The sequence below is a fragment of the Syntrophorhabdaceae bacterium genome, assembly GCA_036504895.1.
Lineage (GTDB): Bacteria > Desulfobacterota > Syntrophorhabdia > Syntrophorhabdales > Syntrophorhabdaceae > PNOM01.
The window spans coordinates 22,179-48,719 of sequence record DASXUJ010000073.1; the positions used below are offsets into that span (position 1 = coordinate 22,179).

General features: G+C 53.1%; 24 protein-coding genes. 19 read left to right on the forward strand and 5 right to left on the reverse strand.

The window, feature by feature from the left end:
• Window positions 1-26: 26 nt before the first annotated feature.
• The 3 genes from VGJ94_10005 to VGJ94_10015 are packed head-to-tail and all read right to left on the reverse strand — an operon-like array spanning window position 27 to window position 3,702.
• Entirely contained in the window at window positions 27-1,178 is a 1,152-nt protein-coding gene (locus VGJ94_10005) for a (Fe-S)-binding protein (GenBank protein HEY3276942.1), read from the reverse strand.
• Window positions 1,179-1,205: 27 nt separating this feature from the next.
• On the reverse strand, window positions 1,206-1,745 hold the full coding sequence (locus VGJ94_10010; GenBank protein ID HEY3276943.1) for a hypothetical protein: 540 nt from the start codon (window positions 1,743-1,745) through the stop codon (window positions 1,206-1,208).
• Window positions 1,732-3,702, reverse strand: coding sequence for an aldehyde ferredoxin oxidoreductase C-terminal domain-containing protein (locus VGJ94_10015; GenBank protein HEY3276944.1), 1,971 nt, complete (start codon window positions 3,700-3,702; stop codon window positions 1,732-1,734). The genes VGJ94_10010 and VGJ94_10015 overlap by 14 nt, the downstream gene beginning before the upstream one ends.
• An 830-nt stretch (window positions 3,703-4,532) precedes the next feature.
• Here VGJ94_10015 and fdhD point away from each other — a divergent pair.
• Together fdhD and glp are read left to right on the forward strand one after the other, a co-directional pair.
• Window positions 4,533-5,345, forward strand: coding sequence for a formate dehydrogenase accessory sulfurtransferase FdhD (gene fdhD / locus VGJ94_10020; GenBank protein ID HEY3276945.1), 813 nt, complete (start codon window positions 4,533-4,535; stop codon window positions 5,343-5,345).
• 633 nt (window positions 5,346-5,978) lie between these two features.
• The gene (gene glp / locus VGJ94_10025; protein ID HEY3276946.1) at window positions 5,979-7,217 is read left to right on the forward strand and encodes a gephyrin-like molybdotransferase Glp; all 1,239 of its coding nucleotides are present in this window, start codon (window positions 5,979-5,981) and stop codon (window positions 7,215-7,217) included.
• Here the strand turns inward: glp and VGJ94_10030 are convergent, their stop codons facing one another.
• Window positions 7,218-7,643 carry a hypothetical protein gene (locus VGJ94_10030; protein ID HEY3276947.1) on the reverse strand — a complete coding sequence of 142 codons (426 nt, stop codon included), beginning with the start codon at window positions 7,641-7,643 and terminating at the stop codon, window positions 7,218-7,220. It abuts the gene before it with no gap.
• Window positions 7,643-7,825: a hypothetical protein gene (locus VGJ94_10035; GenBank protein HEY3276948.1), complete on the reverse strand. Its 183-nt coding sequence runs from the start codon at window positions 7,823-7,825 to the stop codon at window positions 7,643-7,645. Before VGJ94_10035 ends, VGJ94_10030 begins: the two co-directional genes overlap by 1 nt.
• 326 nt (window positions 7,826-8,151) lie before the next feature.
• On the opposite strand from VGJ94_10035, the gene VGJ94_10040 reads away from it, so the two are divergent.
• The 17 genes from VGJ94_10040 to VGJ94_10120 all read left to right on the forward strand — a co-directional run bounded on the left by VGJ94_10040 (window position 8,152) and on the right by VGJ94_10120 (window position 26,537).
• The gene (locus tag VGJ94_10040; GenBank protein ID HEY3276949.1) at window positions 8,152-8,751 is read left to right on the forward strand and encodes a class II aldolase/adducin family protein; all 600 of its coding nucleotides are present in this window, start codon (window positions 8,152-8,154) and stop codon (window positions 8,749-8,751) included.
• A gap of 336 nt (window positions 8,752-9,087) precedes the next feature.
• Complete coding sequence (locus VGJ94_10045) at window positions 9,088-9,750, forward strand: DUF5752 family protein (protein ID HEY3276950.1); 663 nt, start codon at window positions 9,088-9,090, stop codon at window positions 9,748-9,750.
• Window positions 9,747-10,964 (forward strand): glycosyltransferase, encoded by a 1,218-nt coding sequence (locus VGJ94_10050; GenBank protein ID HEY3276951.1) that lies wholly within the window; start codon window positions 9,747-9,749, stop codon window positions 10,962-10,964. Before VGJ94_10045 ends, VGJ94_10050 begins: the two co-directional genes overlap by 4 nt.
• Window positions 10,961-13,213, forward strand: coding sequence for a trehalose-6-phosphate synthase (locus VGJ94_10055; protein HEY3276952.1), 2,253 nt, complete (start codon window positions 10,961-10,963; stop codon window positions 13,211-13,213). Before VGJ94_10050 ends, VGJ94_10055 begins: the two co-directional genes overlap by 4 nt.
• Before the next feature lie 193 nt (window positions 13,214-13,406).
• Complete coding sequence (gene glmL, locus VGJ94_10060; protein ID HEY3276953.1) at window positions 13,407-14,828, forward strand: methylaspartate mutase accessory protein GlmL; 1,422 nt, start codon at window positions 13,407-13,409, stop codon at window positions 14,826-14,828.
• Between the two features lie 416 nt (window positions 14,829-15,244).
• Window positions 15,245-16,609: an MmgE/PrpD family protein gene (locus tag VGJ94_10065; GenBank protein HEY3276954.1), complete on the forward strand. Its 1,365-nt coding sequence runs from the start codon at window positions 15,245-15,247 to the stop codon at window positions 16,607-16,609.
• Between the two features lie 91 nt (window positions 16,610-16,700).
• Window positions 16,701-18,149, forward strand: a complete 1,449-nt coding sequence (locus tag VGJ94_10070; protein HEY3276955.1) for a flavocytochrome c — start codon at window positions 16,701-16,703, stop codon at window positions 18,147-18,149.
• Window positions 18,150-18,458: 309 nt separating this feature from the next.
• Window positions 18,459-19,916, forward strand: coding sequence for a hypothetical protein (locus VGJ94_10075; GenBank protein ID HEY3276956.1), 1,458 nt, complete (start codon window positions 18,459-18,461; stop codon window positions 19,914-19,916).
• 20 nt (window positions 19,917-19,936) lie between these two features.
• Window positions 19,937-20,371: a methylaspartate mutase subunit S gene (gene glmS / locus VGJ94_10080; GenBank protein ID HEY3276957.1), complete on the forward strand. Its 435-nt coding sequence runs from the start codon at window positions 19,937-19,939 to the stop codon at window positions 20,369-20,371.
• Window positions 20,372-20,654: 283 nt separating this feature from the next.
• Window positions 20,655-21,173, forward strand: coding sequence for a hypothetical protein (locus tag VGJ94_10085; GenBank protein HEY3276958.1), 519 nt, complete (start codon window positions 20,655-20,657; stop codon window positions 21,171-21,173).
• Window positions 21,130-21,357, forward strand: a complete 228-nt coding sequence (locus tag VGJ94_10090) for a hypothetical protein (GenBank protein ID HEY3276959.1) — start codon at window positions 21,130-21,132, stop codon at window positions 21,355-21,357. The genes VGJ94_10085 and VGJ94_10090 overlap by 44 nt, the downstream gene beginning before the upstream one ends.
• Before the next feature lie 89 nt (window positions 21,358-21,446).
• Complete coding sequence (gene cobO, locus VGJ94_10095) at window positions 21,447-21,971, forward strand: cob(I)yrinic acid a,c-diamide adenosyltransferase (protein HEY3276960.1); 525 nt, start codon at window positions 21,447-21,449, stop codon at window positions 21,969-21,971.
• A 337-nt stretch (window positions 21,972-22,308) separates the two neighbouring features.
• The gene (locus tag VGJ94_10100) at window positions 22,309-22,938 is read left to right on the forward strand and encodes a TetR/AcrR family transcriptional regulator (GenBank protein HEY3276961.1); all 630 of its coding nucleotides are present in this window, start codon (window positions 22,309-22,311) and stop codon (window positions 22,936-22,938) included.
• A gap of 270 nt (window positions 22,939-23,208) precedes the next feature.
• Window positions 23,209-24,081: a CsgG/HfaB family protein gene (locus VGJ94_10105; GenBank protein HEY3276962.1), complete on the forward strand. Its 873-nt coding sequence runs from the start codon at window positions 23,209-23,211 to the stop codon at window positions 24,079-24,081.
• Window positions 24,082-24,399: 318 nt separating this feature from the next.
• Window positions 24,400-25,068, forward strand: coding sequence for a TetR/AcrR family transcriptional regulator (locus VGJ94_10110; GenBank protein HEY3276963.1), 669 nt, complete (start codon window positions 24,400-24,402; stop codon window positions 25,066-25,068).
• Complete coding sequence (locus VGJ94_10115; protein HEY3276964.1) at window positions 25,047-26,027, forward strand: class I SAM-dependent methyltransferase; 981 nt, start codon at window positions 25,047-25,049, stop codon at window positions 26,025-26,027. The genes VGJ94_10110 and VGJ94_10115 overlap by 22 nt, the downstream gene beginning before the upstream one ends.
• A gap of 30 nt (window positions 26,028-26,057) precedes the next feature.
• Window positions 26,058-26,537 carry a hypothetical protein gene (locus VGJ94_10120; GenBank protein ID HEY3276965.1) on the forward strand — a complete coding sequence of 160 codons (480 nt, stop codon included), beginning with the start codon at window positions 26,058-26,060 and terminating at the stop codon, window positions 26,535-26,537.
• Window positions 26,538-26,541 lie beyond the last annotated feature (4 nt).

The following is a 26,541-nucleotide window of genomic DNA, read 5'->3' on the forward strand; positions in this document are numbered from 1 at the left end:
TTTCACTCACCTCATCTCTTCGTTCTCTAAATTACTTCCTGGAGAATCTCCGTGATGTCCTTAACCTCTATATCGTCAGCATGATTGAGGACGAGCCTGCTGTCCTCGAGAGCGGTAATACAATAGGGACAGGAGGTAACAAGTTCCGTGGCCCCAAGCTCTATAGCCTGTTCTACTCTGAGGTTGGAGAATCTTTCATGCTTTTCCGTTTCCATCCAGACCCGGCCTCCCCCCATACCGCAGCAGAGGCTATCTGCCCGTGCTTCAGGCAGTTCGTTCAGTTCCAGGCCCGGTATCTTCTTCAGCGCGTCCCGGGGAGCATCATATATGCCGTTATGACGGCCGAGATAACATGGATCATGGTAGGTAACTTTCTTTCCGTATTCTTTAAGGACCTGAAGTTTTCCTTCGTTCAGAAGCTCCGATACATACTCGGAGATATGAACGACCTCAAAGTTCACCCTGAACTGGGGATACTCGTTCTTGAAGGTGTGATAGCAATGAGGGGAAGAGACCAGTATTTTCGTAACCCCGCTATCGATAAAGTTCTTAATGTTCTCTTTTGCCAGTTTTACGAACATCTGCTCATTGCCGGTCTTGCGGATACTCTCACCGCAGCAGCTCTCTTTGGAGCCGAGTATGCCGAAATTGACCCCGGCCTTGGTGAGTATCTTCGCCGTGGCCTGCGCCACCTTCTTTAGTCTCGGATCATAGGCAGTGTAACAGCAGGGGAAATATAATACATCCATGCCCTCGGCAAAGGGTTTTACGTTGAGTCCCTCCGCCCAGGCCGCCCTTGTATTCCTGTCTTCATTAAAAGGGTTACCCTGTTGAGCAAGGCCTGCGCTTATAGTTTTTACGGATTTGACGGGGGCGGGAAAGACACCGTATCCCGTGGCCATTCTTCTCAGGGATATCATGTCATCGATCTGCTTTACGTCCCTGGGGCAGCGCTGAGGACATTTTCCGCAGGTGGTGCAACGCCAGATCTCTTCACGCTCTATCTCGCTCAATCCGAATGTGGCCTCTCGAATGAGTTTGCGCATGCTGAACTTTCTCACCCGGTTCCAGGGGCACACGGTATCGCATTTTCCGCATTGATAACAGAACTTGACGGCGTCTCCACCTTTTTCTTTTATCTCGTCTATTACCTCTTTGAATGGGGCTACAGTCTCCACGATTTTATCCTTTTCTTTCGGGTTTTCTTAATCCTTCTGCGTCATCCGGGCCGCTGCGTCCACTACCTTCTCGACGCCGTATTTATCGATGAGCGATCCTAATCCCGCTTCCACCGCTTCCATCTCCACCTGCTCCTCGACCTCCTCTTCCCGTTCTTCATAGGTAAGCACGTCGTTGATACACCACTGGACGCACATGGGTTTCTCGAGAGGCGGGTTGTCTTCGCACATGTCGCACTTTAAGGGGAGGCCTGAATCGGGTTCCTTGAAGAGGTCCCTCGAAGGGCAGGCGGCCCTGCAGAAGGCGCACTCTTCATATTCCTTGCCGTCGATAATGTACTTGTCTCTGCCCATGCACTCGGCGGGGGCATATTCACCCGCAAAGACGGGAAGCCATATGTCCTTTATGGGATGACGGATGATTTGGATGCGGGAGCGCGCCGGGTTGATCCCGCTGTATTTCGGCGTAGAGTGAAAGGCGGAGCAGACGATCTCACATCCCCGGCAACCGTTGCACTTATCCGCATCAACCTTGATTGTTTTAATTTTCTTCTTAATCTTGGCCATCTTTCAATATCCCTCTCTTTTCTAAGTCTTCGGCAACATAACCCAGATCCAGCTCTTCGAGCCGTGCCCTGGTGGGGATGCCGTCATCATTCCAGCCTTTAAATTTATAGTAGGTGGAGAGCAGGTTCTGCTCGAGCTCCGGGAATCTCTTCTTCCAGTGGTCTACAGGCGGCTTCTCGTCTTTGCGGCTCATGCCCCGTCTGTTGTTGACGGCCCTGTGGAGGTTTCTGCTCCGATTGACGATCTTCTTGAGCCCTGCCTCATCGAGATCGAGTCCCGTTGCTGCCGAGATGATCTTCGGGTAGTTGTGAATGTGGTAGGGGGGCTTTAAGCAGAAGGAGGACATGCCGGCGCATACGCAGCAGGCGTCGTCGATGTTGTGGAGCATCTCCATCCAGTCGACGATCTCACTGCACATGTCGGCGGTGGGGAAATAGGGGATGCCCATCTCGCCTCGGGGCTCCCAGTCGAGGAGGTACTGTTTCATGTGCTCGCTCGGAAGCTGGGGCCATTCTTTTACGAAGGCCTCTCTCTGCTCTCTCGTGGGGAAGGCGGCCTGGGGCCAGTTCCCTTCGATCTGGGTAATGCTGATCTTCTCGTTGGTGGCATACATGAGGAAGTAGAGAGGATCGAGGGTCCCGAGCTTCAGAGGGAGCTGCTCATGCCTCTTGATCGTATTGTGGTCGAATGCCTCCGCGCCGTTGCCGATCGCGCGGGCCGCATAGTAGACGCCGTCGGCGAGCACGTCTCCGATGCCTTCCCTGCGGGCAACCCGGTCGAGGAGCCAGAGGAACCTTCCCTCTTTATCCTTGGGGGCTCCGTCGAAATCTTTGTCGGTTAATATGCCGGCATCATAAAGCTCGATGCCGAAGGCGATGATCTGGGGGGTCGAGAAGGAGTCCATCCCGTATTCGGTCGCCCTCTGGAGGGTCTTCCAGGCAAAGTCCATGGTATCTACATAGGAAGCCATGGCATAGGTCAGCTTGCCGAAGCATTTTGCCATGTAGCGGGGGGTATCCTTATAGGAGATCAGCGCGCCGCAGTGCTGGGGACAGTTAAAGCAGCTGATGAGGCGCTTGATGCCTTCCTTCTGCGTCTTCGGCCACTCCTCTGCGATGGTGTCATCCCAGAATCCCCTTCTTCTCGTACGGGCGTTGCCCCACATGAAGTTCTCCGTGTGCCACTTCTCGTCCGTATGGACCATCTCCTGGGGAGAGCCGATACCGGAGAGGATGGTCATGACGTCGGGGATGGGGTTCGTGTTCCGGTAATTGATATAGGCCATCATGTCGCGCATGTGCTGGAGGAACTCTTCGCCCCTGGCGAGGTTGATGTCTTTCGTGCCCCGTACCGCCACTGCCTTGATCTTCTTATCTCCCATGACCGCGCCGCCGCCTAACCTGCTGGCGGAGGACCTGCCCTGCTCGATGGAGGCGGTGAAGCACCTGTTCTCTCCGGCAAGACCGATGGCCGCGACCTGGGCGTTGGGGCAGTTGAGCTCTTTTCTGATGAGGTCCTGGGTCTCGAGGGCGCCCCTGCCTTTCAGGTGGCGGGCGTCACGTATCTCTACCTTGTCGTTGTTGATCCAGATGTAGACCCAATCGGGCGACTTGTTGCGGAAGAGTACCTTGTCATACCCCGCGTACTTCAGCTCTGCTGACCAGAACCCGCCCATCATGGGGTAGGCGAGGAGCCCCGACTGGGGGGACATGAAGGTCACTACCGTGCGGTTCGCGCTGAAGGCCGGGGTGGCGTTGAGAATACCGGAGCTGAATATCAGCAGGTTCTCGTCGTCAAAGGCCTGCGTCTCAGCGGGCACGCGGTCCCAGTGGAGCTTTACGCTGGTGCCGAGACCTCCGAGATGGGTTTCCAGCAGCTTAGGGTCGGTCTCCACCCGTTCAATGTTTTTTGTAGCTAAATCGATCTCCAGATTATACCCTGTTTCTCCGTATCTCATGTTTTACCCCTTTAAATATCTATCTCCGCGGCCCGCAGTTTCAGCCGCGTATGTAGGCTTCCCGAAATGATTTGCCATAGGGTCCACATTTTGTGAAGGACTTTCACAATTAAGTCCTCTCGCCCCTCCTCGCATCTCCGCAGCCAAATTACCGGTCACGCAGGCTCACTTCACTATTCAGATTTTCCAATATCGTAGTCAAGTTTAACAAATTGCTCTAAACCTGTCAAGAGCCAAAGATGAAAAAATTCACAAGATAAAATCATCCCTTCCATGGCTCTCAAATAACAGGTTATTTTCCCTCTGAGGCAACCGTTGTGAATTGGCTTCACAAATCAAATCCTCTAATCCTGTCCGTCCTGTGAGTAGGGGATAGACAGGACTTATCTCACGAATTATTCGGAATATATTTAAATTTATCAGATCAATCTATAGCTGTCAACCACCAAAGATAAACCGATTCACAGGTAGCAAAAGACGAATAATATCAGAGCTTTGGGAGGCTGCCGGCACCGGCCTTAGATGGCCGGGGAAAACACGGGAAGCGCTTCGGATCGTATAGTCGTCTTCCAACCACTTTCGGATCAACTCAAAAATCGCCGTCCGGGGGCCAAGGAAGCGATACAACCCAAATTCATCGAGCGTAACCCGGGAGTGGCAACGAAAAGGGGCTCCCTGGGGCATAGCGCCAATTACTAGCTCGTATAGATCAAATGAGAGAGAATGTGCCTCCGGCGCGTGGGGTTCATCCTGAAGGGGTCGACATGAAATTTTGTTGACTTTATACCGACTTTCTCTTATCAATTAAGTAAAAAGGGAGCTTTTGTGAAATGACTGTTTTATCGCTGACTCAGGTCGATGTTTTGCGCTTGTCCACGTCCGGTTCCGATACTCCATGGATCGAAGGAACCGCCGGAGTGGCTGTCGAAGCGCCTTTAACTATAGATATCGAAGGGGTAGATTCGTACACCGTGCTCTGCAGTCCGGGCGACAGAAGGGCCATGGCCGTAGGCTTTATGTTTTCAGAGGGGATTATCAAGGGAGTAGGGGATATTGCTCTCCTCGCGGATTGCATCGATTTCGAGGAAATGATGCGGGTGCGGCTCAATAGCCCACCGGCAAATGAGACGGGTACACCCGGACGGAACATGCTCGTCGTCTCCTCGTGCGGCATGTGCGGAAGCACGGATATGAAGGAGAGGATTGCGGACCTGCCGAAGGTGGGAAACACGCTTCTCATCGATGTTGAGACAATTGAGCGCGTGATGCAATCTCTGGGAGAGAGGCAGGAAGTATTCAACAAAACAAGAGGGACCCACGGGATCACCATATTCGACGGCAGGGGGGATGTGGTCTCATTTGCCGAAGATATCGGCAGGCATAATGCACTGGACAAAGCCATCGGGAAAATACTGCTTGAGGGAAAAACGTCCGTAGGCTGCGGCGCCGTGCTTTCCGGCAGGGTCAGTTTCGAAATGGTCTCCAAGTGCAGCCTCGCGGGTATCGAGATCATCCTCGCCGTCTCCGCCCCGACATCGCTTGCGCTGGATGCCGCCTCACATTGCGGCATCACTCTTTGTGCTTCGGTTCGGGAGGGCAAGGCAACGATTTTTACCAACCCGCAGCGGATCAGGCGCGCCTGATCCCATTGCTCCTGGTGCTGACCAGCGCCGTGAAATGACCAGGCTATAGGAGCATATGAATCGTTTCATGCAGGTTGGTCGGCGACGATGGAAAGTCACTCCGTCTATACTAACCCACCCGTATATACTAATAATGGTAAGGTCCGTACAAACCCGCCCCTCATTCCGAATATTCTCCCTCTGCTTACCTGTACCGCAGGCGTGGACAGCGGACCTGTCGACGGTTTATATGAGAGAAAGGTGAGGGTGACCATGAGCGCAGGGAGTAGCGATTCCGGGGGTCGGAGCACAGCGCCGCGGGATGTTTGTGAAAGTTTTCCTTTATGCCCTTGACACCATTCTTTTTATTTGATACTGTTAGCCATTGCGAGGAAAATTAAATGGTGAAGGCACTCACGGTCTTGCTGCGGAGAATACGGGAGAGAGGGATACCTTTATCGTTACAGTAGCGCGACTTGAGCGGGCAAAGATCCGAAACGTGGTATAATACGCACCTGCATGAGGGCGGAATGCCGGATTAGATGCGGAGCAGACGATCGAGAGGGTAAAACCCCTTTTATTATAGGCAGATCTGATAGGGGCAGGAAAAAATGGCCTATCTTTTCTATAAAATCAATAAAAATTGGAATGACCATGGAAGAAAGAAAATCTACAGTCTCCGTTGAAGAAGCTCTGAAAATCATTCTGGACGCGGTCCGTCCATTGGGCAGTGAAACCGTCCCTATTATGGAGGCAGTCAACCGTGTGCTTTTCGAGGATATCGTATCGGACATAATGGTCCCTCCCCTCGATGATTCCGCCATGGACGGTTATGCGGTGATTGCCGCGGATACCCTGGGCGCGTCAAGGGACAAGCCCGTAAAGCTCCAGGTTACGGGTGAAGTCCAGGCAGGCGGGGCGTTTCTGGACAAAGAAGTTTCAGCAGGACAAGCCATCAGGATCATGACCGGTGCGCCGGTCCCGAAGGGGGCTGATGCGATTGTCAAATTTGAAGACACCGCGGAAGAGGGCGGCATTGTCAGAATCTTCCATGAAACGACCAAATACAATAACTACAGGTTCGCGGGAGAGAGCATCAGGAAGGGAGACACGGTCCTGTGCAAAGGGGACAGGCTTAATTCCGCGGGGGTGGGTATTCTCGCGTCGCAAAACCGCAACATGGTGAAAGTATTCAAAAGGCCGACTGTCTCGATTATCTCGACGGGAGATGAGCTGGCTGATATAGGCCAGGAGATCAAGATCGGTCAGATCAGGGACGTGAACGCCTACACCTTATACTCGGAGACGAGAAAATACAGGTCCCTTCCGACCTATCTCGGCATCGTGAAGGATACGGTAAAGGATGGCAAGGGAATTTTTCTCGAGGCCCTGAAATCGGACGTGGTCATATCGACCGGCGGCGTGTCCATGGGAAGATATGATTTTGTAAAGGAGATATATTCCGAGCTTGGAGTGGAAATGGAGTTCGAATGGGTAAATGTGAAGCCGGGAAGACCCTGCGCGTTTGGAAAGACAGGAGATAAATTGGTGTTCGGCCTGCCCGGTAATCCGGTCTCGACCCTGACTTCATTCATGCAATTCGTGCGCCCCGCATTATTGAAGTTGATGGGCGCGAAAAAAATACATAAACCGGTTGCGAGCGCTATCCTCGAAGAAGATGTGAAACATCAGGCAGGGAAGACGAATTTTTTGAGAGGCCGTTTCACTATCAGGAACGACCAGTTTTACGTCACCACGACGGGCAGCCAAAAATCATCCGTACTCAGCTCCATGAGTGATGCGAACTGTCTCATTATCATACCGGAATCAGAGGTGAAGGTAAGGGCGGGGGATAGGGTGACCATTCAATTGATCGAACACGACGAAATATGATTAACTGATTGTTGCTCCTGCCAATTCGACTATTTTTCGAATCATTGCCTCCTCGCATTCGAGCCGCGTCGCGAGGAGGGAAATCTTGGAATCCGGAACGGGCATACCCCTGATGATATCGGCCTTCTCCATGGCGAGCCGGGCCGAGGGCTTGGGGTCATCTGCTGCGAGATAAATCGTGCATTCTGGTGTGATCTCTTCGAGGATATGATTGCTTTCGATTATGAGAAACCGCGCGTCCCTATGCATGGTGGAGAGGGTCGAAAAACCGGTTCCCATGGGATAATAATTTCCTGCTTTATGTGCTTTATGGGGATGGTGGCCGATTTTCACCGGTACTGCTCCGGGCAGGAGCTGACACAATGCGTGGGCCAGGTGCGTTTTCCCCACGTTGGAGCGTGCCCCTGACACCACGATTACTTTCATTATTTAAAGCAGCCGAGCTCGCATGAAGTTATTTTGATCCCCTGCTGATTGCAGATCTCACCGATCTCCTTAAGGGAAATATTGTGCTCAGTCGACAACTTACATGCATCCGCGCAGGTAAGTTTCTTTTTACCCTCGATCATTGCTGCCGCATCAAATACCAATTTCTCATTTTCGTTCATCTGAGCCTCCTGAAGAATGAATAATGATAGATGAAACCCGCGAGACTGTCAACCCTATAGCGAAAAAGGTGATATACCACTTCCTGTGTCCCCGATGGGACGGGATATCTTCGGGATATTACCGGAGGGATTTCTTTTGACAGGGTATTCCAACATATATTATGGTTTGGATATTAAGCCCTGTCGAGGAGAAAGAGAAATATAACCGGGAATTGGTTCTCCTTCCCGCGCCCCGACGGTTGGCGTCAGACAGGAGCGGTCAAAAACCGTGAGGCCATCCCTGTCGTGCGCAAATTGCCATTGAAAAGAAAGGAATCATTAAACCTATGAAGACCCGAGAGCCATTATGCGAATTTCAGGAACCGAGAAAAGAGATGATCCGGATAGCCCGCCGCGCGGTGAAGCTGGGGCTGCAATCCGGTACCGGGGGCAATATCAGCATGCGCTGGGAGACATTTTATATGGTGAAACCAAGCGGCAGGTCACTCTATAGCCTTAAAACACCCGACATACTCGTTCTTGACGGACAAGGCGTGACGGTGGGCGGACAGGGCGCACCCACCAAAGAGCTAAGGTTCCATCTCGGAATTTATCGGGAGCGCCCGGATGTGGGAGGCGTCGTCCACTACCATGCACCCTACGCCACCGCCTTTGCCGTCCGGGGGATCGCGATTCCCCTGCTCACTCTGCAGGCCCGGAGGAATTTCCCGGAAATGCCCGTTGTGCCGGAATTCGAGGACGGATCGCATGAGCTGGCAGACGGGGTGATCGAAGCCTTCCGCAATCCTGCTATTAATCTCGTTCTCCTTCAGGCTCACGGTCTCGTAGCCGTCGGAAAAACCCTGGAAGACGCGCAAAGCCTGGCAGAGCTAGCCGAAGAATCAGCAAAAACAGCCCTCGCCGTGCGCATGCTTGATTGGCGATAAGAGAGAAGAAAAGAGTATGCGTAGTGCCCCAGGTTGAGGTTGAGTTTGAGGTTGATCTCCTATCGACCATCGACTATCTCCTATCGACTCACCAGTTGAGGGGCTTGCCCTTGGCTTAATCTGTCTTATCTTTCTTGCAGGAGAAGGGAGACGCGTTGCCTTCCCTTCAGGTGCAGCCGGTACTGATATACAGGATTCCGGCGCGCCACCGGTCTCCTCTTCGGCGAGTGTTACTCCGGCTGATCCCGATATTCCCCACACCTTTCGCAGCATCGACTGAGGAGATGCCCCCTATCCGTCTCTCTGAAAAGCCGAGTGCAACCGGGAGGAAACCTTATGGAACAGGTAATACCTTTTCAATTTATGGAATGTGCCACCATTCTGAAGGCAACCGGGAAGAAAGCCGCCACTATCCGGGAGCTGAGGGACCACATCGCCACAATAGGAGAAGAAAGCCTCTTTCACCACACGTGTCGTTATTTCCTTAAGGGTCATCTTCTCGAATATACGAACGATTTTGCCCATTGGGTGGGAGAGAGCCTCGAGGAGCGCGCCCTCTCGGAAGGACTATCCAACACCGACCCTTTTTCCGTGAATGGGATGAATGAGCTGCGGAAGGAGCTTCTCTCCGGCATAGATGAATACCTCGCCCATTACCCGGAGCCGAGGCAGGCGGCACGGGGAGAAGAGTTTCATTTTAATGAATCCGTCTCTATCGTATTCCCTTCAGGGATGCAGGCAAAAAACCTTGCGGAGTTTCTCATTGCCGTAAGGTATATCGATCCCAGCTCCATCTACTATCACTATTATGAAGCCCGAATCCGTCATGGTTCCGATGATTTCTCGAGCTGGGTCGAAGAAGTCATCGGAGATATGGACCTCGCCCGTAAAATACGGGCTATCGATCCCTTTATGTACACCATAGACCGAATAAGGTCCTGCCTGGCAGAGGCGGTTGAAGACGACCTGAGGCGCGAAATGGAGGTGATGACGCCATGATGGAACGTTATGCGGGTATTTCTCCGAAGAGCGACCTCATTCTGCTTCAACGCCTCGGCGAAAGAATGAGGGGCAGGTCATTTCTCCATGTCAACTCCACAAAGGAGGGGGGAGGCGTGGCCGAGATACTGCACCGGATGGTGCCGCTCCTTCAAAATCTCGGCATCAACGCCATCTGGAGCACCATTGAGGGCGACGAGGCCTTTTTCGATATTACGAAAAAAATCCACAACGCTCTCCAGGGGGACCCGGAGATCATCACGAAAAGCATGTGGGACTACCATTACGAGGTGAACAAGAAGAATGGGGAGACAATGAATCTCGACGCCGACGCCGTTCTGATCCACGATCCTCAACCGGCGCCCCTCATCGGTTTCAGGAAAAGGGGCACCTGGATCTGGCGTTGCCATATAGACGTGTCGAACCCGAGGAGAGACGTGAGCACGAGATTGCTCAGCTATTCCGGAAAATATGATGCGGCGATTTTTTCGGTCGCCAAATTTGCACGGGCCCTGGGTATAGAGGAGTTCATTATACCCCCGTCCATAGACCCGCTGAGCCTTAAGAACGCAGTACTCTCCCCTTCCGAGATAGACGATACACTGGCACGGTTCAACATACCCCGGGATCGACCCATGATCCTTCAGGTTTCACGATTTGACAGGTTCAAGGACCCGACAGGAGTGATAAGGGCCTTTCGAATGGCCAAGAAATATAACGACTGTATCCTCGTTCTCGCAGGAAGCCCCGCCACAGATGATCCGGAAGGTGAAGAAGTCCTGGATGAGGTGAGAGAATATGCCTCCAGCGATCCGGATATTCATATCCTTCTCCTTCCGCCCTTCAGCGATAAGGACATCAATGCCCTCCAACGGGCCGCTGCCATCGTGCTCCAGAAATCCCTGAAGGAAGGCTTCGGGCTTACCGTATCCGAAGCAATGTGGAAAGGAAAACCCGTAATCGGTGGCGCAATAGGAGGGATCCCCCTCCAGATAATTCATGGAATCACCGGTTTTCTCGTTCATTCAGTGGAGGGAACGGCCTTCAGGATACGGCAGCTTCTCACGAACCCGGAGATGGCGAGGAAAATGGGTGAGCTTGGCAGAGAGCAAGTGCGGCAGAATTTTCTTATCACGAGACAGATGCGCGATTACCTTTCTGTCTGGTACGCGCTGGAGAACAGGGGGAACGGCTCTTACCAGCTGACCGTATGAAGATTACCATTCGCCTGATCGTCTCTCTCATTCTGGTGGTAGCCCTGGCGGTCTTCGTTTCTTCTCTTTACCAGGTGACAGGTGAGGAGAACCGTCTTGCAGGGGACCTGGAGAGGAGGTCCTTTGTCCTTGCCGAAAGTTTCAAAGAGTCGGCGGCGCCTCTTATCATGTCAAAAAGCTTTACAAGATTAAGCCGGATCGTGGAGCGTTTCGGAAACCGGGAGAGGCTGAGGGGGATTGCCATGTTCGATACCCATGGGACGATCCTGACCATCACGCGCGACCTGAAGCCCATGGTGAAGGAGCCTTACCCCCAGGCCCTGGAGACGGTGATGGAGAACCGGTCAGTAGGGCGGTTTACCATGGTGGGAGGACGGCGTGTCTATGTGTGCATGGTGCCGATAGAAGGAGAGGAGAACGCGATTGTCGGCGCCCTCGCGGTATTTTACGATGCATCGTATATTGATGTCCGGCTTAGGGAAATATGGAAAGATAATATCCTCCGTTTTCTCACCCTCTCGTCTCTTCTCGTCCTCAGCACGGTTCTCGTAGTCAGGTGGAGCATCACGGGACCCATAGCCCGTCTTGCCGGATGGGTGCGTGAAGTAGCGCTCCAAAAAGGCAACGGGGGGAACCCGGCCGTACCTCCGAGAGGGGATGTGCTGGCGCCCCTGATCTCCGAAGTGACCAATCTGGCTCAGAGCTTTTCCCTGGCACGGGCAAGGGCGGATGAGGAGGCGCGGCTCCACCAACTGAGACCGGAATCCCTGTGGACTTCCGAGAGTCTGAAAAACTATATGAGGGCGGAACTGGGGAATAAGAAGCTCTTTCTTGCCTCAAACCGGGAACCCTATATGCATGTGAGGGGAGGGTCTGTGGTCAAGTGCATCGTTCCCGCGGGCGGCCTGGTTACCGCACTGGATCCGGTGATGAGGATTTGTGACGGCATATGGCTCGCCCATGGGAGTGGCGACGGCGACCGTGAAACGGTCGATGCCTACAGCAAGGTAAGAGTTCCACCGGAAGACCCTCAATACACATTACGACGTATATGGCTTACACGAGAGGAAGAGAACGGATATTATTACGGTTTTTCGAACGAGGGCCTCTGGCCCCTGTGCCACATTACTCATATCAGGCCGGTCTTCCGTTTGGAAGACTGGAAATGGTACCAGAAAATCAATGGTCTTTTCGCTGATGCCCTTCTCGAAGAGGTGAAAGAAGAGGAGTCGCCATTGATCCTTATTCAGGACTACCACCTTGCCCTCGTGCCGCTTCTGGTCAAGCGGCAAAGGCCCGACGCCAAAGTAGCCCTTTTTTGGCATATTCCATGGCCCAATCCGGAATCTTTCGGCATTTGCCCATGGCGGCAGGAGATCCTTATCGGCATGCTTGGAGCGGACCTCCTGGGTTTTCACATACAGTTTTTCTGTAACAACTTCCTTCAGACCGTAGACCGGTTTCTCGAATCACAGACCGATTGGGAGCAGTTTTCGATTAACCGGGGAGGCCATCCCACGCTGATAAAACCCTTTCCCATAAGCGTGGGGTATGCGAACGAGCCTGAGGATGGCGATGCGGCCACAGACGACCGGCATACAATCCTCAGGGAGATGGGAATCGACGTTCCTTACATGGGCATCGGGGTCGACCGGATTGACTATACGAAAGGAATCCCGGAACGGTTCAAGGCCATTGAGAGATTTCTCGAGAAATACCCCTATTTTATCGGGCGCTTCACATTTATCGAGCTTGGGGCGCCGAGCCGCGACCATATACGGAAGTACAGGGAACTGCTCTCAGAGGTGGAAGAGGAGGTGGAGAGGATCAACTGGCGGTTCGAGACGAAGACGTGGAAACCGATCGTCTACCTGAAGGCCCACCACAGTCATGAAGAGATAGACAGGTACTACAGGGCGGCAGACGTCTGCATGGTGACTTCCCTTCATGATGGGATGAACCTGGTGGCAAAAGAGTTTGTTATTTCACGAAAAGACGGCGGGGGCGTGCTCATACTGAGCCAATTTGCGGGCGCTTCACGGGAATTAAAGGACGCCATAATCGTAAATCCCTATGATATAGAGGAGATGGCCGACGCGATCAAAGAGGCCCTCTCCCTGCCTGCATCCGAGCGAACCGACCGTATGGCCCGGATGTATACTAGTGTAAAAGAAAACAACATCTATAGGTGGGCAGGGAAGCTGATCGCGGAGCTGGCACATATGCGCGTTCAGACCCGGAACGGATGAACCGGTAGAAGATATCTCTTTTCTCCCGGTCCCGCACGTTGCCAGTGCGCCCTACGGCAAATCCTTTTTCTGTTGACACTGCGTGAACCTCCGTAGTACCTTAAAGATAACGAACCGGACGGTCGGACGAAAAGCGCCTTTTTTGGTCGCCTTCGCTACCGACCGGGTTTACAAAAGGGGAGGAGGAAAGACAATGGGTATTTATCTGTTGGTCGACTTCGGGAGCACGTACACAAAAGTCCTTGCCGTCGATATAGAGAAAGAGATCATCCTGGGGCGGGCACAGGCGCCCACCACGGTAAGCACCGATATTACCCTCGGCCTCAACGAAGCACTAAATGAGCTTTCGGAGACTTACGGTATAGAAGAAAAAGATATAAAGGGTAAATACGCAAGCAGCAGCGCCGCGGGGGGGTTGAAAATGGCTGCCATAGGCCTGGTGCCCGAGCTCACCCTGGAAGCTGCGAGACGGGCCGCCCTTGGCGCAGGGGCAAAAGTGGTATGCTCCTACGGCTTTGAGATCGATGAGGAAATTGTCGGTGCCATAGAATCGGCACAATGCGACATAATCCTCCTCTGTGGAGGGACGGACGGGGGCGACAAGAATGTGATCGTTCATAACGCGGGGATGCTCGCCCGCTCCCGTATCCAATGTCCCATACTTGCGGCGGGCAATCGCGTGGCGGCTGAGAAAGTCAAGGTCCTCCTGGAGGAGGGAGGCAAGAAGGTCTATACCGCAAAGAACGTGCTCCCCACCCTCGAATCGGTGGAAGTGGAACCGGCTCAGAACCTTATTCGGGAGATATTCATCGCCCATATCACGAAAGCGAAAGGCCTGGATAAGGCGCAGGGTTTTGTGGGTGCGCCCATTGTCCCCACGCCGAAAGCAACGCTCCAGGCAGCCGCGCTTTTGGCAAATGGAGCGGTCGGCGAACCCGGCATAGGTAGTCTTGTTATCGTAGAGGTCGGAGGAGCTACCACGAACATCCATTCGGTCGCTGATCCGGTGCCGGCGAACTCCCGGACAATCGTGAAGGGGCTGCCCGAGCTCAGGATAAAAAGAACGGTAGAGGGTGATCTGGGCATACGGTATAATGCTCCCACCATCTATGATTTTGTGGGAGAAGAACTGTTTAAGGCCAAGCTCCGCGCCCTGGTGCCTTCCCTCGACGGACAAGAATGTAATGTGGGGGAGCGAATCAGATACCTCTCCAATAATGTAGGCCACGTCCCTTCGAGCAGTGCAGGTCTCAATATAGATATCGCCCTGGCCGAGTCGGCGGCCGCCATTGCTGTGGAGCGCCATGCGGGTACGGTCCGTCAGGAGTTTACCGTGGTAGGCGACATAATGGTCCAGTACGGGAAGAACCTTATGCCTGTTGAAAACCTCATTGGCACAGGTGGTATATTCAAGTACGGCCTTCACCCGGAGAAGGTCCTCAAGTCGACGCTCTTTAGCCCCGAAAGGCCGTGGAGCCTGAAACCGAGGAGCCCCAAAGCTTATATCGACGGGGAATATATCCTTTACGGCATAGGACTGCTGGCCGAGGACTTTCCCGCACAAGCCCTCAGGATCGCAAAGAAATATCTCACGCGAAGGCAACTCGATATTTAAAGCCATGCAAACCTCAGGAGGGGGAGCGGTTAAGGGGCGCTCCGGAACCTGTGTTCCCTCCCCGAGGCCCGCAGATCTTTCCTTATAACATCAACTTCTCATATCCTCCCTCTGTAGCTATTTTCTGTTGACACCCTGCACGAGCCATAGTACCCTACACATAGGAACCGACCAGTCGGACGCAACAAAGATAACTTGAGGCCGTCCGGTCGGAATATAGATGTCGTTCTGCCGGGGAGCATGGTGCTCCGCTTTTTTTACACCTCTTTCGAAAAGACGGTGACGGTTGGGGGTAAATCATCGCAACGGAAAAAGAAGGGATATAATAGTGAAGGAATCCGCACGAGGTCGGTGATACGGTCCGGTCTCAGGACCGGCGGTTTTCTTTCGAAAAACTGATAATGAGGGAGGCGAGTATGGGTGCCGAGCAAAAACTTGTAGAATTTGTGTATCAGACCGGATATAACGACCTGCCGCCGTCGGCGGTCAAGGTGATCAAGAATCAGCTCCTTGCCGTCCTCGGCACCACGGTTGCCGGAGCATACGCGGAGGGTTGCGAGACGGTTGTCAATATGGCAAAGAAGACGGGAGGCAGAGAGGAATCGTCGATCCTCATACACGGCGGCAGAGTGCCTTCTCAGCATGCAGCTTTTGTAAACGGCGTGATGGCGAGAGCCCTTGATTTCTGTGACGCCCTCGCTCCCGGAGCACACATAGGCTCGGCAGCGATACCCGCCGCATTGGCGGCAGCAGAGCTGGCGGGAGGCGTGAGGGGGACTGATTTTCTCGCCGCGGTTGCGGTGGGCACGGAGGTGGGGGTGAGGCTCAATCTGGGCGAGCCCGAATACGACGGATTTGACCCGACAGGCGTATGTGTGCCCTTTGCGGCCACCGTGGCCGCAGGCAAACTGCTTGGCCTTTCTCAAAAAGAGATGTGGAATGCCCTGGCCCTTGCCTTTAATAAGTGCGGGGGCAGTTTTCAGGCAAATGTGGACGGCTCTCTCGCAGTGAGGGTGATAGAAGGCTGGGCTGCCGAGACGGGGGTCTCTTGCGCGCGCCTTGCCAAAGAAGGAATTACCGGTCCCAGGAACTTTCTCGAGGGGGTATACGGTTATTTCCACCTTTTCGGCAGGGACAGGGTCTCCGCCGACACCGCTTTGTCAGGCTTGGTGACGTCATATAAAGTCGACAGGCTCGTATTCAAAAAGTATCCCAGCTGCGGATTGACCCAGGGGAGCACGGAGGTTATCCTGTCGCTCATGGGTGATGAGGGATTTGACGCTGCCGACGTGGACCGGGTAGAGATTATCGTTCCGCCGTACACATATAAGCTTGTAGGCCATCCGTTTCAGGTGGGGAGTAACCCGAAGGTGAACGCACAATTCAGCATCCGCTATTGTGTTGCCAATGCGCTGGTCAGGAAAGGATCGAAGCTCGCCCATTTCGAAGAATCGGCCATCAGAGAAGAAGAGGTGCTGAAGCTTGCGGAGAAGGTCGAGGTGATATCCGATCCCGCCATGGAAGCACGAGGTCACACGCCACTCGATATGAAGGTGACGACAAGGGACGGTAAAGAGTACCTGCGCAAAAGCGAAGTGCCCCCTGGTTTTCCCGATAACCCTCTCTCGGAAAAGGAACACCGGCAGCGCTTCAGGGAATGCATAGGATTCGCGGCAAAGCCCTTGACGGAGGAAAAAGTTGAGAACCTCATACGCGCAGTCGACCGCGTGGAGGAGATGGGCGACATGACGACTCTTATTGCTCTCCTTCTTCCGGAGTGAGAGATATTTCCATTTCCCGCGGACGTCCTATCCCTGTATGAAACTGCCGGGCCGTGACAGCTCCCCGAGGACCTGATCGATAGGAGGATCTTTGGAAAAAGAGACCGGATGGGAAGATGGAAGCCGGAAGGGGCCGGAAAAATGGGACGAGATGGTCGACGTCCTTGTTGTCGGCTCCGGCTTTGCGGGTCTTTCGGCGGCAGCGGAGGCGGCAGGGCTGGGCGCCGGCGTGGTGATATTGGAAAAGATGAGACGGTATGGAGGTAATTCACTTATCTCCGGTGGAGGCTATTCTTCATGGGACAGCAGGCTCCATCTGCGGGAAAAGTTCAATCTTGGCGACGATTCATGGGAGCGTCATAAGAAGGACACGCTCAGAGGGGGAGATTATTACAATTGCCCCGATCTTGTGGAAACAATGGTGAAAGGTGCGCCTGGGGGCCTTAACTGGCTCATAGGTGCGGGAGCGAAGATCCGCGAAACCCTTCCGCGCATAGGCGGCCATACCGCGCATCGAAATTATCTGGAATCTGAATCCCGAGGCCGTGGATTTACGGAGCCCCTCAGGGAATTGGCATTAGGCAGGGGAGTGGAGATACGCCTCCAGTCCCGGGTGACCCGCATCTGGCGGGAAGAAAAGAACGGTCCGGTTTCAGGCGTGGAAGTCCTGACCGGGAGATTACGGAGGAACATAAAGACTGCCCGGGCCCTGGTGCTAGCATCCGGAGGGTTCAGCAGGGACGTGAAGATGAGAATGAGCGTCAACCCTGCCTTGACGCCCGAGTACAACTGTACCAACCAACGGGGGGCCACCGGTGAAGTAATTCGCTACGCGAGGGCCATAGGGGCTGACGTCCTCCATCTGGAATTCCTGCAGCTTTACCCCTGCGCCGAGCCGCAGACGGGCGCGATCGACTCTTATGCCCTTCATCCATACTCGGGAACCGGCTTCGGCCTTCTGTATGTCAACAAGCTCGGCAAGAGGTTCGTAAATGAGCTCGAACGCCGGGACGTGGTCTCCCGCGCCCAGACGGAATCGGAGGGTAAACCCACCTACGCCGTCCTTAACAGGGAAGTGTTCCGTAAGCTCGCGGTATCGGTAGAAGAGATCCGAAAAGGAGTCTCATCGGGAAGGGTCATCGAGGCGCAGACTGTAGCGGATCTTGCAGGAAAGATAGACGTCCCTTCCGGATCGTTGCGTGATTCGATCAGCGCCCATAATGGGTTCATCGCCAACGGCATCGACCCGGATTTTAATAAGCCCATGACGAGCAATATGGCGCCTTTGACGGAAGGTCCTTTCTATGCCATACCGCAGTGGCCTTCAATCCATTATTGTATGGGGGGACTCAGGATTAACCGGAAGGCAAGGGTCATCGATATTGACGGCAAAGTAATTCCCCGACTCTATGCGGCCGGCGAAGCGTGCGGAGGTGTGCACGGGTCCAACCGGCTCGGTGGGAATGGGATACCCGATTGTATTGTCTTCGGCCGGATCGCCGGTACATACGCGGCCCGGGAAGAAGTAACAACAGGTTAAACAGTAAAACTAATTATGGGAGGCATCCTGCTCTCCGAGGCGGGTTCTTATTACACGCTCCGCCATTTGGAATCAGCCGGGGTCACGGAATACAAAGAAAAAAGTAGATGAAAAAAATGACAATTAGACCGACCAACCGGTTGACAACGGGATGTTGTTATGCAATAATTCCCAAGGTCGATGCTCATAGAAAGATGAATGGAAGACCGGTGGAAAGGTAAGCGGTAAATTCTCGATTGATAAGTAAACCATTCCCCTCCCATGAAGGGGCAGACTGGGGGCAGGGGATCTAAAAGGAAAGGAGAAGACATGGCGGAGCAGATAAAAAACAAACGGCTGACGGACGACCAGTTCTTCAAGATCCGCAAAGAGGAAGTACTGACTCAGTGGGAGACGGGAAAAGACCTCGAAGATTTCGATCAATGCATCGAGAAGGCCGCCGAGTTGTCTCAGGGCAAGAACTATGCACTCAAGCACAAAGACGCGAAGGAAAGGGGCATACACCTGTTGATCCCCCAGTTCGGCCGGGCCCTCACCGAATATGTACTTGAGGGCCTGCAATACGTGGAAGAGGAGTCGGACCTCGCACCCAACGGAATGTGGAACATCTATTCCGACTCCTATACGCGAAAGAATGATTATAAAAGCGCAGCCGCGGGTATCGAAAGGAGCAGAAAAGAGGGTATGTCCATGCTCAACGGCTGGCCGATCGTTAATTTCGGCGTGGAGGCGGCGAGAAAGATAAAGAGGGCGGTCAAGTCTCCCCTGACCCTCAATTCCACCGACGAGGACGGACGTCTCGCCTCGGAGATCGCCCTTGCCTCCGGCTGGAACGCATGCAATACCCGGTCCCTCCAGGAGGTCATCGCCCACTGCAAGAACATACCCCTCGAAGAAGAGATCAGGATCAATCAATATGAAGCACGGCTCGCGGGTATCTATACGGAGCGGGGAGTGCCCCAGTGCCCCCATAACCCGTCAAACCTCACCGGCTATGACAGCGCGGGGTTCAGATCCTTTGTATGTGTCTCCGAATCACTGCTTGCCGCCGAACAGGGCGTAAAGTACCAGTTCCTGGAACACGGGCTCAATATGAATATGATCCAGGACATCGCCATGATCAGAGTGACCGAAAGACTCTGCAACGAATATTGCGGCCGGTTCGGTTACAAGGGTATCACTTTCATTACAGGAGGATTCCCCTTCCTGGGTGCATGGCCTGCCCGCGAGGAAGAGGCAAACGCCATGATCGCCTGGAATGCGGCAATTACGATTATGGGCGGCTTCACCGGCGTCATACTGAAATGTCAGGATGAGGCATTTGCAACCCCTACGAAAGAGGGCATGACGAGATCCGTGAGATTGGCGCGACACCTTATTACTCTGATGGGTACTCAAAGAATCGCGGAGAGTGAAAAACTGCGGCTGGAAGAAGCAATGATAGAGGCGGAAGTGAGGGCGGTAATGGAAAAATGTCTGGAGGCGGGAGATGGCGATATGGCAGTGGGACTCTGCAAGGGTGTAGAAGCCGGATGGATCGATACTATGCTTACCCCATGGAAATATAATAAAGGAAACGTCGTGGTGGCGAGAGACGCGGAAAACGCGGTGCGATATCTCGATTCCGGAAATATCCCTCTTCCCGACGAGGTGAAAGAATACCATAGGGCGAAACTGGCGGAGCGGGAGAAAATAGAGGGACGGAAGTTGACTTTTGAGTCCGTGGTGAAGGACCTTCAGTTCGCCTCGATACTAAAGAAGAAATAAAGACCTCCGGAGGAGAAGATATGGAAAAGAGACAGGTAAATAAGGCCATTGTGATCGGAACGATAGGTTCGGACGCGCATATGATCGGCGGATGGGTACTTCAAAAGGCTTTTAAGGATGCGGGCTTTACCGTGGCATTTCTTGGGGCCGTGGTGCCTCAACAGGAGTTTATCAACGCGGCGATCGAAATCGACGCGGATGCCATTCTCGTCTCTTCTATGTACGGGATGGGGCTTCTGGACTGTGAAGGGCTCAGGCAGAAATGTATCGAAGCCGGCCTCAAAGACATCGTACTTTATGTGGGGGGAACGGTAGCCGCGCCCCTGGAGCTTGAAAAAAATTGGCCCGAGATCGATCGGCGATTCAAGGAGATAGGCTTTAACCGCGCATTCCCCAATACATGCACCGCGTCCGAGGCGGTCCATGCGCTGAAAACAGACCTGGGAATCGAGTAGCATAACATGTCCCCCTTAATCCCGCCGGCACCGAACAATAAAGAGGCGCCGCAAGGATTCGGAATCCTTGGACCGGTCCGCGCGATAAGACAGTGAGGGGTTGAGTCAAAAGCCTTTGCACCAGCGACGACAATAACAAGGTTCATTTTTTTCCCGTATTTAAGAAAGCAAGTAAAAAGAGGTTTTTGTTGACAGTTCAATTTGTAACATAGTAGCAGGGCCATTAACAAACCGGACGGCCGGAAGTGGAACAGACTTGGTGGAAGCCGTCGAGGAGGGTACAATGAAGCAAAGGTGTGTAGGTGCGGTGCTTTGCGGGTTTCTGCTCAGTTTCGTTGCAATATCGTGTGTATGGGCGCAGGAAAAGACGGTGAACATCAGGTTTTCCACGTTCTTTCCCCCGAGTCACGAGCATGCCAAAATCACGGCGGATTGGGCCAAAGAGGTAGAGAAGAGGACTGAGGGCAGGGTAAAGGTCCGCCATTATGCCGGAGGGACGCTCAATCCACCCACTCAGACCTATGACAGCATGGTACAGGGCGTGGTCGACGCGGGCACGGTGGTTCTCGGGTATACGAGCGGCAAATTTCCCCTCAGCGAGGTGCTCGATTATCCCCTCGGGTATCCGAACGGCGCGGTAGCAACCCGCCTTATGAACGCTTATTACGCAAAATTCAAGCCGAAGGAGTTGTCGGAGGTGCAGGTACCAGAAGGCTATCGAACAGATCAATCACGAATGGATAGAAAAGCAGATCAAGGTGTGGGAGCAGGTCGACGAAGCGGGAAAGAGGTTTACCGCTAAAAAAGGGAACAAAATAATCACCCTCTCAGCGGAGGAGAATGCGAAATGGGCTTCGAAGCTGGGACCCCTCTTCGAAGATTATGTAAAGAATATGAAGGCCAAGGGATTACCGGGTGATGATGTGCTCAAGTTCGCACGGGAGTATATCAAAGCGAATGGGGAGCCGTCTAAAGGGACGAAATAACCTCACAATACGCAAGGCAAGGCGCAATGAAAGGGGCTGGACCCGTTGAAAAACAGGGTCTGAATTATCCCCAGGTGAGGAGGAATCAGATGGCGACAAAAGGACTGTTGATGGTCCATACAGGGAAGGGCAAGGGGAAAACCACCGCTGCACTCGGGCTTGCATTTCGGGCATTGGGTCACAAACTGCCTGTCTGCGTGGTCCAGTTCATCAAGGGTGCGGGAAATTACGGAGAACTGAAGGCTGCCGAGAGGTTTAAAGACCTGATCGAATTTCATGTAGTAGGTCAGGGCTTCACATGGGAATCGGACGATCTGGACAAAGACCGCGAAGCCGCCGTGAATGGATGGCAACTGGCGAAATCACGAATTCAGGAGGGGCGTCACCGCATAATCATCCTGGATGAATTTACCTATGCCCTCAACTACGGCATGGTCGATGAAGCGGAGGCCATGGAATCTCTCCGAAACAAACCCCACGATCTGCACATTATCGTTACAGGCCGTGATGCGCCCCAAAAGCTTATAGAGCTGGCCGACCTCGTGACCGAGATGGGAGAGATCAAACATCCTTTCAATTCGGGGATAAAAGCCCAGAAAGGCATCGAATGGTAAGGGCCGTGAGATAAGCGCGAGGAGACCCGGGACCCGTCATTAAGAAGGCCGCGTCTGTGCGGGCGTGGCTTTCAGCGAGGCGTGCCCGGGCACTTAGCCTGGGGCGGCCGCGAACAGGATCCAGACCGGGTAAGGAGATGCGTTCTTTCGATGGGCGGCCACGGATATATTCCCCGTCGAACTGGGGGAGGAGCCGTACCCGGCAACGGGTAAACCGGCTTCCATCCTAGATTTTTCTTGACAGGAAAAATCAAACTGGTTAATATCCAAGGCGATACCGGATTGGACCGACTCTACCCGGTTTGATATGTGGTTACATCCATCTTAAGGGGGAGTTATGGAGGAAAGCAGGAAACCGTCGAGCAAGAGAATCAGCTCTATTGCAAAAGCCGGGGCCGAACTTTTCGCTACAAAGGGCTTTGTCGAGACGAGCATGCATGATGTGGCGACGGCCGCAAAGTTGAGCAAGGGCGGCATATACCATTATTTTACCAGCAAGACGGAGCTTCTTGACTTTATCATAAACAGCTTCATAGACATCGTCCTGGAGGGTCTCGAGGAAGACCTGGAAAAAGAGAAGACCGATATGGATAAGTTGAGGAAACTGATTTTTCGTCATGTGGAGATCTATCCTCAGAACATGTATAAGGCGAAAGTCCTGATAAGCGAAGCCCATAATCTTCCCCGCAAATCCCGTAAGAAGATACTGGTGAAAGAAAAGGAGTATTATCGCATTATTACGGAAGTACTTTCCGGTTATCTCGGCTCTTCGATAGAGAAAGATCAGCTTACTATGATCACCTTCAGCCTTCTCGGCATGTGCAACTGGATTTACAGGTGGTACAACCCTAAGGGGCCTATCACCTGGGAGCAGCTTTCGGAGACCATCTTCGATATCTTTTTGAAAGGTATCTCAGGTCTCAAGGAAAAGGGCCAGGCCCTCCCGCAGACCCTTCCAAACACCTGAAAGAAAACCCTTGACGGGGGAGAGGAGATATTCCGGTGAGGCGGCGTTGCCTTTCGCCGTTCTTTCTCACCGCGAGTTCCGGCACGAATCCTCCCTTTTATTCAATCTTGACTAACTTTTTTAATCGGACTATCCTTAATACCGGGTGAGAACTTTATACCCGGTGCCTTTGTGACCCCCGGCGTAAGAATGAGGGAGGGACAGAAGGGGCTAAATCGTTCGGTATTGTTGGAAGAGTATTGTATGGAATCGCACCACGAGGAGGAAATGATGAGGGGAAAGCGAATCAATTGGAGCACGCACGTCGGCACATTCTGTATGAGCCTCTTTTTGGCCGCTGCAATAGGCATTACCGGCTCATGGGCTACGGATCCGACTCTGGGCGGCGCCAACAGCACTGCCGGGGGATCGGCAGGGGGAGCGACATCGGAAGGAGCAAATACTCAGCTGGAACGATGCAATGAGACACTCGGTACCATGGCGGTGGTGGAGGACCAGACTGCTCCCTGGTACGCGAATCTTTCTCAGTATAAACTCGGCTCTACCATACCCGTGCTGAGGATGATGGTCCAGCAGTCGAACTGTTTCGTGATAGTAGAACGTGGCCGGGCAATGCAGAATATAATGCAGGAGCGGGCGCTGGAGCAGAGTGGCGAGATGAGGAAGGGTAGCGGCTTTGGTAAGGGACAGATGGTAGCTGCCGATTACACCATGAGTCCTTCCATAAATTTCAGCCAGAAAGGGACGAGTGGTGTGGGGGGAGCACTGGGCGGACTTTTCGGTTCTGTGGGCAAGGTAGTGGGCGCAGTGGCGGGTGGTTTTAAATCGAACGAAGCTTCTACCACCCTCTTACTCGTTGACAACCGCTCCGGTATCCAACTCGCCGCCGCGGAAGGGAGCGCAAAGAATTTCGACTTTTCCCTGGCGGGGGCGGCCTTCGGTAGCGGTGGAGGGGGCGGCATGGGCGGATACACCAGTACACCCGAGGGAAAAATACTTACCGCTGCTTTCATGGATTCTTATAACAAACTGGTGAGAGTGGTACGCAGTTACCGGGCCCAGGAAGTCAAAGGAGGATTGGGGACCGGTGGACGACTCGGCGTACAGGGAGGCCAGACGCCCGCATCAAGGCAATTACGATAGAAGCTATATATTTTCGTCCCGGTCATCGCGTCAAAGGGACCGGATAGAAAAAGGGGCTCGACAGAGCCTCTTTTTTGTTGCGCTTTTTGCTACGAAATTCTGTCAAAAAGTGATCTTTTGAAATAAATGTCGGGCGACCGACTATTTACGTAACCTCCTGACTTCATTATCATCGTTTTGCTAAACCCCGTGCATTGCTTCTGTGCCGACTAAAAACCTGGTTAAAAAGAGAAACATTTTGAGACAAAAGACTTGACATGACTAAACAACATATCTAGAATATAGACATGATGTCTAACATATAAAGGAAGTGTCCAAATGGGATTAACCGAGCGGAGAAAGAGAGAGCGGGAGATAAGGCGTGAGGCGGCGATCGATGCGGCAATGGCCATATATGACGAGGAAGGATACCACGCCATTACCATGGAAAAGATAGCGGAGCGTGCGGAATTAAGCAGGGCGGCCCTCTATCTCTACTTCAAAAGCAAGGAGGAGATCTTAATAAGTGCAATAGTGGCGAATGCCGATTACTTTGCCCTTCTCCTCGAAGATGTATATGAGAACCGTGAAAAGGTAAAAAACCAGCTACTGGAGAAATTGTGGGACAGCTTCGAGAAGTTTTATGAGAAGGACCCCATAGCTTTTACGGCCTGGCAATATTTTCATCAAAGCGAGATGATCGGAAACCTCCCTGCGGAATTACGTGACCTTCTTCACGAGGTGGGTTCGAAGGTGGTTGCGCTTCAGCACAAGATAGTCGGCTATGCAGTGGCGGAGAAGGTGTTTGTCGAGTGCGACCCGCGAGCACTCGCCCAGGTCATATGGTCCGTCTTTTTGGGAATCGCCTATCTTGAGAGAAGTAAGGCCGTAATTTCACGCAAAAGCCATATGGAAGGCACTCGGAAGCTCGCGTTACAGATCCTGACCCGTGGCGTTTCGTCAGGGTTCCGAGAAAAGGAGGCAAAATGCAAGAGATCGGGCAGGTAAGGACGATCGGTCCATTGATGTCGGAGATGAAAGGGGGCAAGAGCGTCAGAAAACGTGGGAACCCCCCGGATGCAAGGCTTATCGCCGATCACGACCACGGCAGTGCGGTCAGCCGGCTTGGGCTGGTCGACGGGGCGGAATTCCGCAAAGGGAAGAGTCCGGATCTGTCGACACGGGCAGGGGGAACCGAATACGCGCAAGGCCTCCTCAAGGTGATCGTGGCTGATCCCGATTGGACTGTATTGGATATAGGGGGCGCAAGCGGCGACATGGCTATCCCGCTGGCTCGAAAAGTCAAAAGCGTTATTGTCGCAGGGTTTTCCCATCGCAGTACCGATCTCGCGCGAAGGTACTGCCTCGAACAGGGAATAACCAATTTGTCTTTTCTTCCCAATGAGGGAAAAGATCATGAGTGGGACCGCATTGACGAATGCGATGTGGTCGTTGCATCGGGAGCGGCACTTTATCAAGATCTGCCCGGAATGATTGTGGGATTGGATGAAAGGGCACGAAGGAAAATTGTCGTCTCGGCAACAGTGGGAGACGGGCCTTTCGATCGTCGCATATATGAGGCGGCGGGCCGAAAGCTCGATATGGGTCCGAGTTATACCTCGCTTTATTATGATGTCATCCACAAATATCTGGGCATCCTTGCAAACATTGTATTTGTGAGTGAGAAGAAGTCCGATGGATGGGCCAACAGAGAGGAAGCCCTGGAAGCACAGAAGTGGATGTTCGAGGACCTGACCCTGAGAGAAGAAGAAAGAATAAGGCGTTTTCTGGACGATCATCTCGTCCGGACCGAAGGCATATGGAGGCTTCCCTACGAAGGGGAATCAAAATGGGCAATCATGTGGTGGGAAAAAAAGAAAGAGCAGATCCGGACAGGAAGAAGCAAGAGGTGCGGGTACTCTGCCGGTTCGCGCATGAGGCGCAAGAACAATGCCTCCGTTGAATAAAACAATACAATTCATAGAGGAGGAATAGGTATGAAAAGTTTACGCGAAGCAGTGAGAAATGTTTTAATGAGGGAGCGGTCTCTGCAGAGTTTCGAGAAAGAGTTCACAGGCAACGGTTCGTTCACATTCGATGTATTTCTTCACAAAGACAAAGAATATATCGTCAGGACCAGGACCGCAAAAGGAGCTGTCCCTGCGAAGTTCTCCCTGAAGGAATCAAACGGCTCATCCGTTCCTGTCCATATGGGCGACAATGGAACATATTTCTCGGCTGTTCCTGAAAGAGATGGTTTTTACCGGATCGAGACAATAGTCGAAGGCGCGGGGAAGGGAAAGGCTGCGGTTTTGAAGGTTTCCCTCTATACTACTTGTGCACTCCCGCCTTACGTGATGCATCAGAGTGTGCTCCCTGCCTATGTGGGGTCCTATGAAGAAGTGGAAATGACGGCTCCCGGCAAGGCGGCGACGGTCAGAATGGGTATGGAGGCTTTCGGCCGGACACACGCGTGAGTAA